This is a genomic window from Acidovorax sp. CF316 (genome assembly GCF_000276605.1).
Classification (GTDB): domain Bacteria; phylum Pseudomonadota; class Gammaproteobacteria; order Burkholderiales; family Burkholderiaceae_C; genus Acidovorax.
The window spans coordinates 1-15857 of record NZ_AKJX01000057.1; the positions used below are offsets into that span (position 1 = coordinate 1).

16 protein-coding genes and 1 pseudogene are annotated in these 15857 nt (G+C 65.5%); 6 read left to right on the forward strand and 11 right to left on the reverse strand.

The genetic code is table 11. The annotated features are described in order from the left end of the window. Nucleotides 1-58: 58 nt before the first annotated feature. The 9 genes from dnaQ to uvrB form a co-directional block, all read right to left on the reverse strand. Nucleotides 59-772: a DNA polymerase III subunit epsilon gene (dnaQ, locus tag PMI14_RS06090; RefSeq protein ID WP_007851266.1), complete on the reverse strand. Its 714-nt coding sequence runs from the start codon at nt 770-772 to the stop codon at nt 59-61. A 1-nt stretch (nt 773) separates the two neighbouring features. Beyond that, nucleotides 774-1112 carry an ISC system 2Fe-2S type ferredoxin gene (gene fdx / locus PMI14_RS06095; protein ID WP_007851267.1) on the reverse strand — a complete coding sequence of 113 codons (339 nt, stop codon included), beginning with the start codon at nt 1110-1112 and terminating at the stop codon, nt 774-776. Nucleotides 1113-1154: 42 nt separating this feature from the next. Continuing rightward, nucleotides 1155-3023, reverse strand: a complete 1869-nt coding sequence (gene hscA / locus PMI14_RS06100; RefSeq protein WP_035202595.1) for a Fe-S protein assembly chaperone HscA — start codon at nt 3021-3023, stop codon at nt 1155-1157. Between the two features lie 73 nt (nt 3024-3096). Next, nucleotides 3097-3615 carry a Fe-S protein assembly co-chaperone HscB gene (hscB, locus tag PMI14_RS06105; RefSeq protein WP_007851271.1) on the reverse strand — a complete coding sequence of 173 codons (519 nt, stop codon included), beginning with the start codon at nt 3613-3615 and terminating at the stop codon, nt 3097-3099. 255 nt (nt 3616-3870) lie between these two features. Further along, on the reverse strand, nt 3871-4194 hold the full coding sequence (iscA, locus tag PMI14_RS06110) for an iron-sulfur cluster assembly protein IscA (protein WP_007851273.1): 324 nt from the start codon (nt 4192-4194) through the stop codon (nt 3871-3873). A 6-nt stretch (nt 4195-4200) separates the two neighbouring features. Then, nucleotides 4201-4599 carry a Fe-S cluster assembly scaffold IscU gene (iscU, locus tag PMI14_RS06115; RefSeq protein ID WP_007851274.1) on the reverse strand — a complete coding sequence of 133 codons (399 nt, stop codon included), beginning with the start codon at nt 4597-4599 and terminating at the stop codon, nt 4201-4203. A gap of 41 nt (nt 4600-4640) precedes the next feature. Next, nucleotides 4641-5855 (reverse strand): IscS subfamily cysteine desulfurase, encoded by a 1215-nt coding sequence (locus PMI14_RS06120; protein ID WP_007851283.1) that lies wholly within the window; start codon nt 5853-5855, stop codon nt 4641-4643. Between the two features lie 137 nt (nt 5856-5992). After that, on the reverse strand, nt 5993-6529 hold the full coding sequence (gene iscR / locus PMI14_RS06125; protein WP_007851285.1) for a Fe-S cluster assembly transcriptional regulator IscR: 537 nt from the start codon (nt 6527-6529) through the stop codon (nt 5993-5995). A gap of 300 nt (nt 6530-6829) precedes the next feature. After that, entirely contained in the window at nt 6830-8920 is a 2091-nt protein-coding gene (gene uvrB, locus PMI14_RS06130; protein WP_007851289.1) for an excinuclease ABC subunit UvrB, read from the reverse strand. Nucleotides 8921-9025: 105 nt separating this feature from the next. Between uvrB and PMI14_RS06135 the strand changes: the two genes are divergently transcribed. Both PMI14_RS06135 and PMI14_RS06140 read left to right on the forward strand, forming a co-directional pair. Beyond that, nucleotides 9026-10222, forward strand: a complete 1197-nt coding sequence (locus tag PMI14_RS06135; protein ID WP_007851290.1) for an amino acid aminotransferase — start codon at nt 9026-9028, stop codon at nt 10220-10222. A gap of 1 nt (nt 10223) precedes the next feature. Further along, the gene (locus tag PMI14_RS06140; RefSeq protein WP_007851293.1) at nt 10224-10832 is read left to right on the forward strand and encodes a nucleotidyltransferase family protein; all 609 of its coding nucleotides are present in this window, start codon (nt 10224-10226) and stop codon (nt 10830-10832) included. Here the strand turns inward: PMI14_RS06140 and ygiD are convergent. After that, nucleotides 10801-11706 carry a 4,5-DOPA dioxygenase extradiol gene (gene ygiD, locus PMI14_RS06145; RefSeq protein WP_007851295.1) on the reverse strand — a complete coding sequence of 302 codons (906 nt, stop codon included), beginning with the start codon at nt 11704-11706 and terminating at the stop codon, nt 10801-10803. The two genes, PMI14_RS06140 and ygiD, sit on opposite strands and share 32 nt — an antisense overlap. 136 nt (nt 11707-11842) lie before the next feature. Here ygiD and PMI14_RS06150 point away from each other — a divergent pair, with 136 nt between their 5' ends. Both PMI14_RS06150 and PMI14_RS06155 read left to right on the forward strand, forming a co-directional pair. Further along, nucleotides 11843-12733, forward strand: a complete 891-nt coding sequence (locus PMI14_RS06150; RefSeq protein ID WP_007851296.1) for a CoA transferase — start codon at nt 11843-11845, stop codon at nt 12731-12733. Between the two features lie 12 nt (nt 12734-12745). Next, nucleotides 12746-13417: a cold shock and DUF1294 domain-containing protein gene (locus PMI14_RS06155; protein WP_007851298.1), complete on the forward strand. Its 672-nt coding sequence runs from the start codon at nt 12746-12748 to the stop codon at nt 13415-13417. A 55-nt stretch (nt 13418-13472) separates the two neighbouring features. On the opposite strand, the gene PMI14_RS06160 is transcribed toward PMI14_RS06155, so the two are convergent. Then, nucleotides 13473-14294 (reverse strand): hypothetical protein, encoded by an 822-nt coding sequence (locus PMI14_RS06160; RefSeq protein ID WP_007851299.1) that lies wholly within the window; start codon nt 14292-14294, stop codon nt 13473-13475. A gap of 349 nt (nt 14295-14643) precedes the next feature. On the opposite strand from PMI14_RS06160, the gene PMI14_RS06165 reads away from it, so the two are divergent. Together PMI14_RS06165 and PMI14_RS06170 are read left to right on the forward strand one after the other, a co-directional pair. Beyond that, on the forward strand, nt 14644-15108 hold the full coding sequence (locus PMI14_RS06165) for a hypothetical protein (RefSeq protein WP_007851301.1): 465 nt from the start codon (nt 14644-14646) through the stop codon (nt 15106-15108). 294 nt (nt 15109-15402) lie between these two features. Beyond that, a pseudogene (locus PMI14_RS06170) lies at nt 15403-15857 on the forward strand (PAS domain S-box protein); the annotation flags it as partial.

Genomic DNA, 15857 nt, shown 5'->3' on the forward strand with positions numbered 1-15857 from the left:
TACCCCTGAGCTAATCTCCCGTTGTCGCTGCGACAGCCTTCGATTATGGCACAACTTTTCAGGCTGTTTGGAATTTGCGCCAGATTGTTTTGCCGTTGCTTGCCTTGTCGATCTGCGTGAGCACCTCGGCGTGCGACGCCACCTCCTGCTCGCTGGCGGGCAGCACGGGCAGCACCAGGGCACCCAGGTCGACGGCGGCGACGCTGATGCCGCCAGCGCTGTCGTCCGTATCGTCGATGACCAGTAGCGCATCCTGGCCGCGCGTCATGTTGATGTAGACGTCGGCCAGCAGCTCGGCATCGAGCAAGGCGCCGTGCAGCGTGCGGCCGGAGTTGTCGACCTCCAGGCGGTCGCACAGCGCGTCCAGCGAGTTGCGCTTGCCGGGGAACATCTCCTTGGCCATGGCCAGGGTGTCGGTGACGCTGCCGACATAGGTCTTGAGCGCCGGGCGGCCCGTGAGTTCGAGCTCCTTGTTCAGGAAGCCGACGTCGAAGGCCGCGTTGTGGATGATGACCTCGGCGCCCTGCAGGTACTCGAGGATGTCCGGCGCCAGCTCGGCGAACTTGGGCTTGTCGCGCAGGAACTCGTTGCTGATGCCGTGGACCTTGAGCGCGTCCTCATGGCTGTCACGCCCCGGGTTGAAATAGAAGTGCAGGTTGTTACCGGTGAGCTTGCGGTTGAGCAGCTCCACGCAGCCAAGTTCGATGATGCGGTCGCCACCTTCGGCGGAGAGGCCGGTGGTTTCGGTATCGAGAACGATCTGCCGTGTCATTTCAGTGGTTTTCCTTGGCGTGGTTGATCGTGTACTTGGGGATTTCCACGGTCACATCGGTTTGCGCCAGGATGGCCTGGCACGACAGGCGCGATTGTGGCTCCAGACCCCAGGCGCGGTCCAGCAGGTCTTCCTCTTCCTCCTCGGCCTCGTTGAGCGAGGACAGGCCCTGGCGCACGATGACGTGGCAGGTGGTGCAGGCACAGCTCATGTCGCAGGCGTGCTCGATGTCGATGTGGTTGTCCAGCATGGCCTCGCAGATCGAGGTGCCGGCGGGCGCGGTGATTTCGGCGCCGGCAGGACAGTATTCCGGGTGGGGCAGGATCTTGATGACGGGCATGGTGGCGTCGGTTGTTCGTTCTTGTCGTAAGGGGGCGGTCGGTCAGAGAGACTGCACGTTCTTGCCGGCCAGGGCCTGCTGGATGCCGCGGTTCATGCGCTGCGCGGCAAAGGCCTCGGTGCCCTTGGCCAGGGCATCGGTGGCGGCCTCGATCACGGCCGCATCGTCGGACTCGCGCTGGCCGCTCAAGGCCTGCATCAGGGCGTCGATGTCGGCGCGCTCACCGGCCGAGAGCACGTCGCCATCGGCGTCGAGCGCGCTCTGCGTGGCCAGCAGCATGCGGTCGGCGTCCACGCGGGCCTCGACCACGGCGCGGGCGCGCATGTCCTGCGCGGCGGTGGCAAATCCGTCCTGCAGCATGCGGGCGATCTCGTCGTCCGACAGGCCATAGGAGGGCTTCACATCGATGCGCGCCTCCACGCCGCTGCCCTGCTCTTTCGCGCTCACGCTCAAGAGGCCGTCGGCATCGACGGTGAAGGTCACGCGGATGCGGGCTGCGCCGGCCGCCATCGGTGGAATGCCGCGCAGCTCGAAGCGCGCCAGGCTGCGGCAGTCCTGCACCAGGTCGCGCTCGCCCTGCAGCACATGGATCGCCAGGGCGGTCTGGCCGTCCTTGTAGGTGGTGAAGTCCTGCGCCTTGGCGGTGGGGATGGTCTCGTTGCGCGCCACAATGCGCTCCACCAGGCCGCCCATGGTCTCGATGCCCAGCGACAGCGGGATCACATCGAGCAGCAGCAGATCGCCTGCGGTGTTGTTGCCGGCCAGCTGGTTGGCCTGGATGGAGGCACCCAGGGCCACCACCTCGTCGGGGTTCAGGTTGGTCAGCGGCGTGGTGCCGAAGAAATCGGCCACGGCCTTCTGCACCTGCGGCATGCGGGTGGAGCCGCCGACCATGACCACGCCCTGCACTTCCTCACGCGTGAGGTGCGCATCGCGCAGCGCACGGCGCACGGCGGCTATGGAGCGCGTGGTGAGGTGGGCCGTGGCTGCCTCGAAGTCCGCACGCGCCACGGCATGCTGCACGGCCTCGCCAGCCAACTGGGCCGAGAAGGTGGCATGCTCGGCAGCCGTCAGCGCCTCCTTGCAGGCGCGGGCCGCCATGCGGGCCGCGACCTTGTCCGATGGGGTCTCGACCGTGCGGCCCAGTTGCTGCAGCACCTGGTCCGCCAGGGCGGCATCGTAGTCGTCACCCCCCAGGGCCGAATCGCCGCCCGTGGCGATGACCTCGAACACACCCTGCGTGAGCCGCAGGATGGAGATGTCGAAGGTGCCACCGCCCAGGTCGTACACGGCGTAGACGCCCTCGCTGGCATTGTCCAGGCCGTAGGCGATGGCAGCGGCCGTAGGCTCGTTGATCAGGCGCAGCAGGTGGATGCCGGCCAGTTGGGCCGCGTCCTTGGTGGCCTGGCGCTGGGCGTCGTCGAAGTACGCGGGCACGGTGATCACCGCACCGTACAGGTCGTCGTTGAAGGTGTCCTCGGCGCGGTAGCGCAGCGTGGCCAGGATCTCGGCGCTCACCTCCACGGGCGATTTCACCCCGCCCACGGTCGCCAGGCTCACCATGCCCAGGGCGCTGTCGGCCGGGGGCACGAAGTCGTAGGGCAGCTTGCCGGCATCGGCCACGTCGGCCAGGCCCCGGCCCATGAAGCGCTTGACCGAGGCAATGGTGTTGCGCGGGTCCTGCGCCTGCGCGGCCACGGCATCGTGCCCGATCTGGCGGCCACCCGCCTCCAAGTAGCGCACCACCGAGGGCAGCAGCACCCTGCCCTGGTCATCGGGCAGGCATTCGGCCACACCATTGCGCACGGCCGCCACCAGGGAGTGCGTGGTGCCCAGGTCGATGCCCACGGCAATGCGCCGCTGGTGCGGGTCGGGGGACTGGCCGGGTTCGGAGATCTGCAAAAGCGCCATGGAATAGTTCTTGTCGTCGTGTTCTACGTTGTCTGCGGGCACGCCGTGCGGCTCGCAGGAAAGGGGGCAGTCCCTATTGTCCCAGTTGATCCCGGCGGCGTTCGATGTCGTCGGCAAATCGCGCAATGAACATGAGGGCTCTGACCTCGCGCGCCGCACCGGCGGCATCGCCCGCCTCATCCAGCAACTGCCCACAGCGCGCCAGGGCCGCGCGCCGCGCCTGCTGCACCTCGTCGTCCAGGGCATCCAGGGCGGCCTCGCCCTGGGCGTCCTCGAGCGACTCGCGCCATTCCATCTGCTGCATCAGAAAGGCCGCCGGCATGGCCGTGTTGTCTTCGGCGCGAATCGGCGCATCACGCAGCTCGCACAGGTAGGCCGCGCGCCGCAGCGGATCCTTCAGGCGCTGGTAGGCTTCGTTGATGCGCACCGACCACTGCATGGCCACGCGCTGGGCCGCGGCGCCCTGCGCGGCGAATTTGTCGGGGTGGGCTTCGCGCTGCAGCTCCTTCCAGCGCGCGTCGATGGCGCTGCGCTCCTGCGCAAAGCGCTGCGCGAGGCCGAACAGCTCGAAATCGTCGGATTGCAGGTTCATGGAGGGGAAAGGGTCAAGAAAAAACCGCCAGCACGGGGTGCGATGGCGGTTTGGCTGGGCGCTCAGTACAGCAGGCACCGTGGCCTGCAAGCGATCAGAGGCAGAGAGTTTTTCGGCCGTGCCCGGAAGGTACGCCAAAACACCCTCAATCTAGGCGCAAAGCGCAGCCATAGCTGGGCTATGGCGAGCATTTGCAACGACGAGTGAGGGCGTTTTAGCGTGCAGGACGGGCATGGAGGAAAGACTCTCTGCCTCTTAAACGCGGAAGCTCTCGCCGCAACCGCAGCGGTCGCGCTCGTTGGGGTTGTTGAACCTGAAACCTTCGTTCAGGCCCTCGCGCACGAAGTCGAGCTCGGTGCCGTCGATGTAAGCCAGGCTCTTGGGGTCGATCAGCACCTTCACGCCGTGGTTCTCGAACACCACGTCCTCAGGCTCGGTATCGTCCACATACTCGAGCTTGTAGGCCAGGCCCGAGCAGCCGGTGGTCTTGACGCCCAGGCGCACGCCCAGCCCCTTGCCCCGGCGGGACAGGTAGCGGGTCACGTGCCGCGCAGCGGCTTCGGTCAGCGTGATGGCCATGGTCGATCAGGCGGTCACAGCCGCAGCGTGCTTGGTCTTGTAATCGAGCACGGCGGCCTTGATGGCGTCTTCCGCGAGGATGGAGCAGTGGATCTTGACGGGCGGCAGGGCCAGCTCTTCGGCGATCACGCTGTTCTTGAGGGCTGCCGCTTCGTCCAGCGTCTTGCCCTTGACCCATTCGGTCACCAGCGAGGACGAGGCGATGGCCGAGCCGCAGCCATAGGTCTTGAAGCGTGCGTCTTCGATCACGCCGGTTTCGGGGTTCACCTTGATCTGCAGCTTCATCACGTCGCCGCAGGCGGGCGCGCCCACCATGCCGGTGCCCACCGATTCGTCACCCTTGTCGAACGAGCCCACGTTGCGGGGGTTCTCGTAATGGTCAACCACTTTGTCTGAATAAGCCATGATGTCTACCTCTTCAATTCGTCAAAATGCCATGAATCCGGTCAGTGCGCAGCCCACTGGATGGTGCTGATGTCCACGCCATCCTGGTACATCTCCCACAGCGGGCTCAGCTCGCGCAGTCGGGCGACGTTTTCGCGGATGGTGGCGATCGCGTAGTCGATCTCTTCCTCGGTCGTGAAGCGGCCGATGGTCATGCGCAGGCTGCTGTGGGCCAGCTCGTCGCTGCGGCCCAGGGCGCGCAACACATAGCTGGGCTCCAGGCTGGCCGAGGTGCAGGCGGAGCCCGACGACACGGCCAAGCCCTTGATGCCCATGATCAGCGACTCGCCTTCGACGTAGTTGAAGCTCATGTTCAGGTTCTGCGGCACGCGGCGTTCCATGCTGCCGTTGATGAACACCTGTTCGATGTCCTTCAGGCCATTGAGCAGGCGCTGCTGCAGCGCATGGGCCTTGGCGTTGGATTCGGCCATTTCTTCCTTGGCGATGCGGAAGGCCTCGCCCATGCCCACGATCTGGTGCGTGGGCAAGGTGCCCGAACGCATGCCGCGCTCATGGCCGCCACCGTGCATCTGCGCTTCCAGGCGCACGCGCGGCTTGCGGCGCACGTACAGGGCACCCACGCCCTTGGGGCCGTAGGTCTTGTGCGCGGTCATGCTCATCAGGTCGATGGGCAGGGTGTTCATGTCGATCTCGACGCGGCCGGTGGCCTGCGCCGCATCCACGTGCAGCAGCACGCCCTTTTCACGGCACAGTGCGCCGATGGCCGGGATGTCCTGGATCACGCCGATCTCGTTGTTCACGAACAGGATGCTCACCAGCACCGTATCGGGGCGGATGGCGGCCTTGAGCGCGTCCAGGTCCACCAGGCCGTCTTCCTTGACGTCGAGGTAGGTGGCTTCGAAGCCCTGGCGCTCCAGCTCGCGCATGGTGTCCAGCACGGCCTTGTGCTCGGTCTTGAGCGTGATCAGGTGCTTGCCCTTGCCCTTGTAGAACTGGGCAGCGCCCTTCAGGGCCAGGTTGATCGATTCCGTGGCGCCGCTGGTCCAGACGATCTCGCGCGGATCGGCGTGGATCAGGTCGGCCACCTGCACACGCGCCTTTTCCACCGCCTCTTCCGCTTCCCAGCCCCAGGCGTGGCTGCGCGATGCCGGGTTGCCGAAATGCTCGCGCAACCAGGGAATCATGGCGTCCACTACGCGCGGGTCCACAGGGGTGGTGGCGCCGTAGTCGAGGTAGATGGGGAAATGTGGAGTCATGGCGTGGCTGGCTCAGGAGGTTGCTGGCTTAGGCTTGCTTGCAAACAACGAACGAAGAACAGTTGGACAGTTGGTTACAGAAACAGGAGACGTTCAGGGCGGTGCCGACCCCAGGGCCGGCGCGGCGCATCTGGCGGTCAGGACTTGGCGAAAACGTTGCCGAGCGCGAACACCGAATTCGGGGCGTTCACACGGATCGGCTTGACCACCGGGGTCGTCGAGATGGCGCGGCGCACGACCGGCTTGTCCTCGATCTGCACGCCCTTGGCCAGTTGCTCTTCGACCAGCTTTTGCAGCGTGACGGAGTCGAGGAACTCGACCATGCGCTGGTTCAGCGAGGCCCACAGCTCATGCGTCATGCAACGGCCGGCTTCGCCCAGGCAGTTTTCCTTGCCGCCGCACTGGGTGGCATCAATGGGTTCGTCCACGGATACGATGATGTCGGCCACCGTGATGTCGCCCGCCTTGCGGGCCAGGGTGTAGCCGCCGCCGGGGCCACGGGTGGATTCCACCAGTTCGTGGCGGCGCAGCTTGCCGAACAGCTGTTCCAGGTAGGACAGCGAAATCTGCTGGCGCTGGCTGATGGCAGCCAGGGTGACGGGTCCGTTGTTCTGGCGCAGGGCCAGGTCAATCATGGCGGTGACCGCAAAACGGCCTTTGGTAGTGAGACGCATCGCAAGCTCCTTGTGCTAAGGCTTGTTCGTTGTAGAAACTGCCGACTGCAGGCTGTTGGCCCGCAACGACACCGTCTCCGCCCCTTACTCCACACGGGTTTTCCCGGTGCAGAGCCCTTCATCTTGTGGGCTTTTGTTCTTGAGTAGTTTGTAGGAGTATAGCACAAATCCCTATTGAATCAGTCGGGATAAGAAACTGGCGGGTCACTATTTCCCCATACGCGTTTTTACGGACAGCCCATTGCCCACCAATCGCCCATCACTACGCCCTGCCCTGCAGGTCGGGGCGCACCCCGCTCTCTACAAGGCCACGGAATCATTGCCATGCGCGCCGAAGGCCTGGTCCTTCAACCGCGTGAGCTGGTCGCGTACACGCGCCGCCTGCTCGAATTCGAGGTTGCGCGCATGCTCCAGCATGAGCTTCTCGAGCCGCTTGATTTCGCGCGCCACGTCCTTCTCGGACATGTCCTCCACCTTGGCGCGCTGCATCGTTTCCTGCTCCAGCCGCTCGGCATCCTTGCCCGCTTTCTCGCTGTACACACCGTCAATCAGGTCTCTTACCCTCTTGACAATGCTGCGCGGCGTGATTCCGTGTGCCTCGTTGTGTGCGATCTGCTTTGCGCGGCGGCGTTCCGTCTCGCCCATGGCTTTTTTCATGGAATCGGTGATGCGGTCCGCATAGAGGATGGCGTGGCCATTCATGTTGCGTGCCGCCCGGCCTATGGTCTGGATCAGGCTGCGCTCGGCGCGCAGGAAGCCCTCCTTGTCGGCATCGAGGATCGCCACCAGCGAGACCTCGGGAATGTCCAGGCCCTCGCGCAGCAGGTTGATGCCCACCAGCACGTCGAAAGCGCCCAGGCGCAGGTCGCGGATGATCTCCACCCGCTCCACCGTGTCCACGTCGCTGTGCAGGTAGCGCACCTTGACGCCGTTGTCCGTGAGGTAGTCGGTCAGCTGCTCGGCCATGCGCTTGGTCAGCGTGGTGATGAGCACGCGCTCGTTCTTTTCGGCGCGGATGCGGATCTCCTGCAGCACATCATCCACCTGGTGGGTGGCGGGGCGCACCTCCACCACCGGGTCCACCAGGCCCGTGGGGCGCACCACCTGGTCCACCACCTGGCCGGCGTGCTGCTTTTCGTAGTCGGCCGGCGTGGCCGAGACGAAGACCACCTGGCGCATGCGCTGCTCGAACTCCTCGAACTTGAGCGGCCGGTTGTCCAGTGCCGAGGGCAGCCGAAAACCATACTCCACCAGCGTGGTCTTGCGCGAACGGTCGCCGCTGTACATGGCGTTGAGCTGGCCGATCATCTGGTGGCTCTCGTCCAGGAACATCAGCGCGTTCTTGGGCATGTAGTCGGTCAGCGTGCTCGGCGGGTCGCCCGGCGCGGCGCCCGAGAGGTGGCGCGTGTAGTTCTCGATGCCCTTGCAGTGCCCTACTTCGCTGAGCATCTCCAGGTCGAAGCGCGTGCGCTGCTCCAGGCGCTGGGCCTCCACCAGCTTGCCGTCGTCCAGCAGCTGCTTGAGGCGCTCGGCCAGCTCGATCTTGATCGTCTCCACGGCGGCCAGCACCTTGTCGCGCGGCGTCACGTAATGGCTGCTGGGGTAAACCGTGAAGCGCGGGATCTTCTGCTTGACGCGGCCGGTGAGCGGGTCAAACAGCTGCAGGCTCTCGATCTCGTCGTCGAACAGCTCGATGCGGATGGCCAGCTCCGAGTGCTCGGCCGGAAAGACATCGATGGTGTCGCCGCGCACGCGGAACTTGCCGCGCGAGAAATCGGCCTCGTTGCGCTGGTACTGCATGCGGATCAGCTGGGCGATCACGTCGCGCTGGCCCAGCTTGTCGCCGGTGCGCAGGGTCATCACCATGCGGTGGTAGCTCTCGGGCTCGCCGATACCGTAGATGGCCGAGACGGTGGCCACGATGACCACGTCGGTGCGCTCCATCAGGCTCTTGGTGCACGACAGGCGCATCTGCTCGATGTGCTCGTTGATCGCGCTGTCCTTCTCGATGAACAGGTCGCGCTGGGGCACATAGGCCTCGGGCTGGTAGTAGTCGTAGTAGCTCACGAAGTACTCCACGGCGTTCTTCGGGAAGAACTCGCGGAACTCGCTGTACAGCTGCGCGGCCAGGGTCTTGTTGGGCGCGAACACGATGGCCGGGCGGCCCATGCGGGCGATCACGTTGGCCATGGTGAAGGTCTTGCCTGAGCCCGTGACCCCGAGCAGGGTCTGGAAGGCCTCGCCGTCGTTCAGCCCCTCGACCAGCTTGTCGATGGCCTCGGGCTGGTCGCCCGCGGGGGGGTACGGCTGGAACAGCTCGAACGGCGAATCGGGAAAGCGCACGAATTCGCCGTCTTGCTGATCCGGTATGACTTCTGATATTTCCAGCATGGGGTAGGTCAACGGTTGGTGGGGGCTAGCCGTTAAAATCGGCGGAACCTGGCACGTTACACCACGCCCGGATTCTTCGCTACTGACAACCTTTCAAGGATTTTCATGTCTCTGTTCACTGCCGTCGAAATGGCACCCCGCGACCCCATCCTGGGCCTCAACGAGCAATTTGCTGCCGACACCAACCCCAACAAGGTCAACCTGGGTGTGGGCGTGTATTTCGACGACAACGGCAAGCTGCCCCTGCTGCAATGCGTGCAAGCCGCTGAAAAGACCATGATGTCGGCCCCCACGGCCCGCGGTTACCTGCCCATCGACGGCATCGTGGCCTATGACAATGCGGTCAAGGGACTGGTCTTCGGCGCGGACAGCGAGCCCGTGACCTCCGGCCGCGTGGCCACCGTGCAGGCCATCGGCGGCACCGGCGGCCTGAAGATCGGCGCCGACTTCCTGAAGAAAGTCAGCCCCAACGCCAAGGTGCTGATCTCCGACCCGAGCTGGGAAAACCACCGCGCGCTGTTCACCAACGCCGGCTTCGAGGTCGACAGCTACGCCTACTACGACGCCGAAAAGCGCGGCGTGAACTTCGAAGGCTTCCTGGCCAGCCTGAACGCAGCTGCCGCCGGCACCATCGTCGTGCTGCACGCCTGCTGCCACAACCCCACCGGCTACGACATCACTGCCGCGCAGTGGGACCAGGTGATCGCCGCCGTCAAGGCCAAGGGCCTGACGCCCTTCCTGGACATGGCCTACCAGGGCTTCGGCCACGGCATCGCCGAAGACGGCGCCGTGATCGGCAAGTTCGTGGCTGCCGGCCTGAACTTCTTCGTCTCCACCTCGTTCAGCAAGAGCTTCAGCCTGTACGGCGAGCGCGTGGGCGGCCTGTCGGTGCTGTGCGCCAACAAGGAAGAAGCCAGCCGCGTGCTGAGCCAGCTGAAGATCGTGATCCGCACGAACTACTCCAACCCACCCATCCACGGCGGCGCCGTGGTGGCTGCCGTGCTGGGCAACCCCGAGCTGCGTGCCCTGTGGGAGAAGGAACTGGCCGAAATGCGCGTGCGCATCAAGGCCATGCGCCAGAAGCTGGTCGACGGCCTGAAGGCCGCCGGCGTGAAGCAGGACATGTCCTTCATCACCACCCAGATCGGCATGTTCAGCTACTCGGGCCTCTCCAAGGACCAGATGGTGCGCCTGCGCAACGAGTTCGGCGTGTACGGCACCGACACCGGCCGCATGTGCGTCGCTGCGCTGAACAGCAAGAACATCGACTACGTCTGCCAATCCATCGCAAAGGTTGTCTGATTTGGACGCTGAAGCGGCGCTGCGGCGCCGCTTTGTGAGCGAAGCGCTCCAGAACCCGCACAACGCGGCCATTCTGGAGCGTTTGCCGCTTCTGGGCCTGCCCGATGCCTGGCTGGTCGCGGGCTGCCTGTTCCAGACGGTGTGGAACCTGCACTCCGACCATGCGCCCGATGCGCGCATCAAGGACTACGACCTGTTCTACTTCGATGCCGGCGACCTGTCGGCCGCCGCCGAAGCAACCGTGCAGGCGCGCGCTGCGGCCCTGTTCGCCGACCTGCCGATCACCGTGGAAGCCAAGAACCAGGCGCGCGTGCACCTGTGGTACGAGGAATGGTTCGGCCACCCCTACACCGCCCTCACCTCGGCGCGCGACGGGATTGGTCGCTTTCTGGTGCCCTGCACCTGCGTGGGTCTGCAGCCCGCCCCGTCAGGCCCGGTGCTGCACGCGCCGTATGGGCTCGATGAGCTGTATGCCGGCATCCTGCGGCCCAACCCTGCCTGCCCGCACCTGCCGCTGTTCGATGCCAAGGCGCAAAGCTACCAGCAGCGCTGGCCCTGGCTGCAGATCAAGCGGGAGTTCACCCCCAGAGAACAGAGCGCATCGAGATAGACGCCGACTGGAAGCCTGTATTGAAAAAGCGCGGCATTTCGGTCGACTGCACCGCCCCGGCCGCATACAGCAGCGGCAGGTAGTGCTCGTGCGTGGGGTGGGCCTGCTTGGCCACGGCGCCGAGCTTCAGGAAGTCGGGCAGCGCAGCGAGCTGGCCCTGCTTGATCTGGTACTGCACCACCCCATCGAACTCGCTGGCCCAGTCGTAGGCTTCGTTGGCGGCAGTGCCCCGGCGCGTGACGCGCAGGTTGTGCACCACATTGCCGCTGCCCACGATGAGCACGCCGCGCTCGCGCAGGGCCGCGAGCTGCTTGCCCAGGGCGTAGTGCTCGGCAGGGGCACGGCTGTAGTCCATGCTCAGCTGCAGCACGGGGATCTGCGCCTTGGGAAACATGGGCTTGAGCACTGACCAGGTGCCGTGGTCCAGGCCCCATTCGCCCTCGTCCACCCCCAGCGCCGTGCCCGTGGCCGGTGATTTCAGCTCCTTGGCCAGGCCGCGCGCCACGGCGGGGGCGCCCGGCGCGGGGTACTGTTGGTCGAACAGTGCCTGCGGAAAGCCGCCAAAATCGTGGATGGTCTTGGGATTGGCCATGCCCGTGAGCTGCCAGCCGTCCCGTGTGAGCCAGTGGGCCGAGACGCACAGGATGAGCTGGGGCTGCACCGCGCGGGCCATCAGCTCCGTGCCCAGCGCCTGCCAGGCGCGGCGCCAGGCGTTGTCCTCGATGGCGTTCATGGGGCTGCCATGGCCGACAAACAGCACCGGCATGCGCGGCGAGGGCTTGAGGGCTTGCAACACGGGCAAGGTGGCGGCACTGCTGAGCGGGGTCACGGTCATCACTCCCGGAAAGGTGGCCAGCCCGGCAAGGGCGGCCATAGAGGTTCTGCGTTGCATGGACGGGAGGATAAGGTAACAAATTTTGTATAACGCAGGGAGTGAGCACCCGGGCTGGCCAAAGTTCCGGCCATCGGATGCCCTGCGCACCGCCTTCCTTCCATTCCTACAAAGAGACATGAGCACCACCCTGCCCCAACCCCTGCGCAACACCCGCGTCCTGAGCCTTGCCCTGAACCTGCCCGGCCCCGCCGCGCTGATGCGCTGCGTGCGCATGGGCGCCGAGTGCACCAAGCTCGAGCCGCCACCGGCAGCCGGCTACCCCAGCGCCGACCCCATGGGCATCTACAGCCCTGCGGCCTATGCCACGCTGCACCAGGGGGTGCGCGTGCTGCATGCCCACCTCAAGACAACCGAGGGCCAGGCCACCCTGCACGCGGAACTGGCGCGCACCGATGTGCTCATCACCTCCTTTCGCCCCTCGGCCCTGGCCAAGCTGGGCCTGGCCTGGGAGGCACTGCAGGCGAAATACCCACGCCTGTCGCTGGTGCGCATCGTGGGCGCCGCCGCAGAGCGCGCCGAGGAGCCGGGCCACGACCTCACCTACCTGGCCGATGCCGGCCTGGTCACCGGCACCGAGATGCCCCCCACCCTGTATGCCGACATGGGCGGGTCGCTGATGGCCAGCGAGGCCGTGCTGCAGGCCCTGCTGGAGCGCGCCCACGCCGGCAACGGGGTGTGCATCGAGGTCGCGCTGGCGGATGCCGCCGCCTGGCTGGCCCAGCCACGCGACTGGGGCCTGACCACACCCGATGGCGACGTAGGCGGCAACCACGCCGGCTACCGCATCTACCCCTGCGCCGACGGCCGCGTGGCCGTGGCCGCGCTGGAGCCGCACTTTGCCGCCAGCCTGTGCGCCGCCGCCGGCCTGCCCGCCACGGGCGATGCCCAGGTGCTGCGCGCCCCGGCCACGCACGAGGCCGTGGCCGCCTTCCTGCGCACGCAGACCCGTGCGCAGCTCGATGCGCTGGCACAGGCGCAGGACATTCCACTGCACACCCTGGCCTGAGGGATATCGCCGATGCAGAAACAGGGAACGGTGGTGCGCTGGAACGCCGAGCGCGCCTTTGGCTTCATCCGCAGTCCCGGCACGCCCGCCGACGTTTTCTTCCACGTGCGCGATTTCCAGGGCGGTGGAGCACCCCGCGAAGGGCAGTCGGTGAGCTACCAGGAGATCCATGTCGGCGGCAAAGGCCCCCGGGCCATGGCAGTGCAGCCCGTCGGCGCTCCTGCGGTCACCGCACCCGCCGCCCGCTCGGCGGCCGGCGGCAGCAAAAAGGCGCAAGCGCCCTCACCCCGGCGGCCGCAGCCACCGCGCGCCGGTCGATCCGGTGCCTCGCCAGCCTTCCAGGGGCTGGCTTTCCTGCTGATGGCGCTGTGGCTGGGCATGCTGGCCTTCGGCGCATGGAACAACCGATTGCCCTGGTGGCTGCTGGGCGCCGCCGTGGCGCTCAACCTGCTGACCTTCATCGTCTACGCCCTGGACAAGAGCGCTGCGCAACGCGGCCAATGGCGCGTGCCGGAGAACCACCTGCACCTGCTGGCCCTCGCGGGCGGTTGGCCGGGCGCCTGGTTCGCCCAGCAGATCCTGCGCCACAAATCGAGCAAGACCGCGTTCCGCATGCTGTACTGGGCCACGGTCGTGCTGCATTGCGCGGGCCTGGCTGCCTGGCTGCTTCGCGGGGGAGGATAACGGTGGGCAGCCGGAGACCGCTTTTGCAAACGGCTATCCGGCTGCTGCCGAGTTCTCAGAAATCGATTTGTACCGCCAGAACAAAATTGTAATAAAGAGCCGCACCAAAATCGAAGACACTGATATCGGGATCGCTCAGGCTCTCGCCATGGGGTGCACCCGCAAAAACAATGCCGAACCTGTTTTGCGGGTTTATTTTCCCTGTCAAATCAATGACGTAAACACCATCGTAATCATGTTGGGTATCGACACTCAGGATATGCCCACCCGGATTGGTGACAAACCCGATCGGTACGGAAATGGGTGGTGGGCCTCCCTCACGAACCTTGTAAAACGGCTTGATCTTTGAATAATCGAGCGGGCTGGTCTCGATTCTCGCCGGTATCTTCTGGTGCCGCGGATCAAAAGGCGCGATGGTCTTGATGGGCACAGGCTCGGTCGGCTCAAAAAGTTCGTCGGGGCCGATTCTGCTGGAGAAGAACAAACGGTTGAGTTGCGACCCGCCGCGCTTGATGGAATGCTGCACGTCGCCCACCATGAACGTCATGCCCAGGCTGCGGTACCTGAATGACAAGGTCGCGCGCGTGACCTTGTATTTATGGGGCGCGGGTTCCCCGGTGACCTTGGTGTAGTGCTCAAATGCCTTTTGAAAGGCGAACCCCACCCCGGAACGGCGCACGATGATGCCACCCTGGTCATCGAGAGTTCCCTCGTCCCAGTTCAAAATCCGGCCGACGGCAATGGCGTAGGGATCGTCGACCGTGACCGAATTGACCGGCCAGGAAGTACTGTCAATGCCGCCAAGGGAGTTTTCATGTCTTGAAATGGTGGCTGTCGATGATGACCAAGGCTTCAGCGCAAAAATAATAGTGGGCACCGCTCTCTCCTTATCAGTTCCGTCAAAGGTTGAATCGAAGTTGCTGGCCCGGCTGCGCAATATCCCGCGCCCACTGCGCCGTGGTGCACGAATGGAAAGATGGGAGCGCGATGGCTGCGTCCAGGCCAGGGGGCACGAGCATCATCGCTGGCGCGGGCCGGGTGTCAACGAATGGGCAGCAGCAGATACAACTTCGAACGATATGGCGTGAAATCCGTCGCGCTCTCGCGCATGGCGAAGTGCAGAAAGGTGCCCACGGATGACACAGGGATGCCCCCCGGGACTACACGCATTGCAGCGGCCAGCGGCTTCAATGGAAGGCGTATCCACCCCTCCAAAGGAGACGGCCATGAAGCCAATGATTCTTGACTCCACCATGACCAATATGGGCGGCGTGTTCTACCCCACCGGGCATGTGTTCGCCCTGTTCCCCGACGAGGACTGCGTGCGCCAGGCCGCCACCGCGCTGGAGGCCGCCGGCCACAAGGGCGAGCTGGCCTATGCCAGCCCCGAAGCCATCATGGCCGACATCGTGCGCACGCTGGGCACGGCCGATGCGCCCCTGCCCTCCGTGGGCGCCGAAGGCGACATGGTGCGCCGCATCGCCGATCTGGCCAGCACCGGCCACCATGGCCTGCTGGTCCAGATGGACAGCAAGGACGAGCCCGACACGGTGGTGGAGGCCATCACACCGCAGGGTGCGGCCACGGCCTTCTACTACCGCACCTTCATCATCGAAGACCTGGTGACACCGCCCGTGCCAGACGAAAAGACCCAGTCCGTGGTGGTTGGCACGCACGCTGCGACGAACTGAGCACGCCCCCCCAGCCGCCCCGCGGCATCGGGCGCCCCCCACGAAACCCGCGTTCCGCAAGGCACGCGGGTTTTTCATGCCGGCCGCCACGGCCAAGGATTTGCTGCGAAGCCGCCTGGTTACCGATATAGTGGTTCTGCAAGGCAGGCCAGCACGCTCGCCCACTGGCCTGTCGGCCAGGGGAGCCCACGCGGCCCACCGCACGGGAGGAATCGGAATGGGGTTGTTCGGCCACAGAAACCCGCTCAAGGCGCGCCAGGCCACACGGCCTTGACGCACCGGCGGCAGCGGTACATGAGCGACGCGCGCGAGCCACCAGGCCAGGGACCGCTGCGCTCCACGCTGCGGATCACCTGGCCCTTCCTGCTGATGGTGCTTTTGCTGGCGGCCTGTGCATCGGGCAGTCTGTATGTGCTGTCGGCCGTGCGGGCCTTCGTCGCTGGCGAGAGCCTCTGGACCAAGGGACAGAAGGACGCCATCTACTTTCTGGACCGCTATGCCGCCACGGGCTCCCCCGATGCCTACGCGCAATTCAGGAAGGCCATCGACGCGCCCTTGGGCGACAAGGCGGCCCGGCTGGCCTTGCTCGAATCCGACCCCATCGACCTGAACGCCGCTCGCGAAGGATTCGCCCGCGGCGAGAACCATCCCGAGGACATCGACAGCCTGGTCTGGCTGCTGCGCTGGTTCAACCGCTACGAGATCGTGCAGCAGCCGCTGGTGCACTGGCGGGTCGGAGACCGCCATAT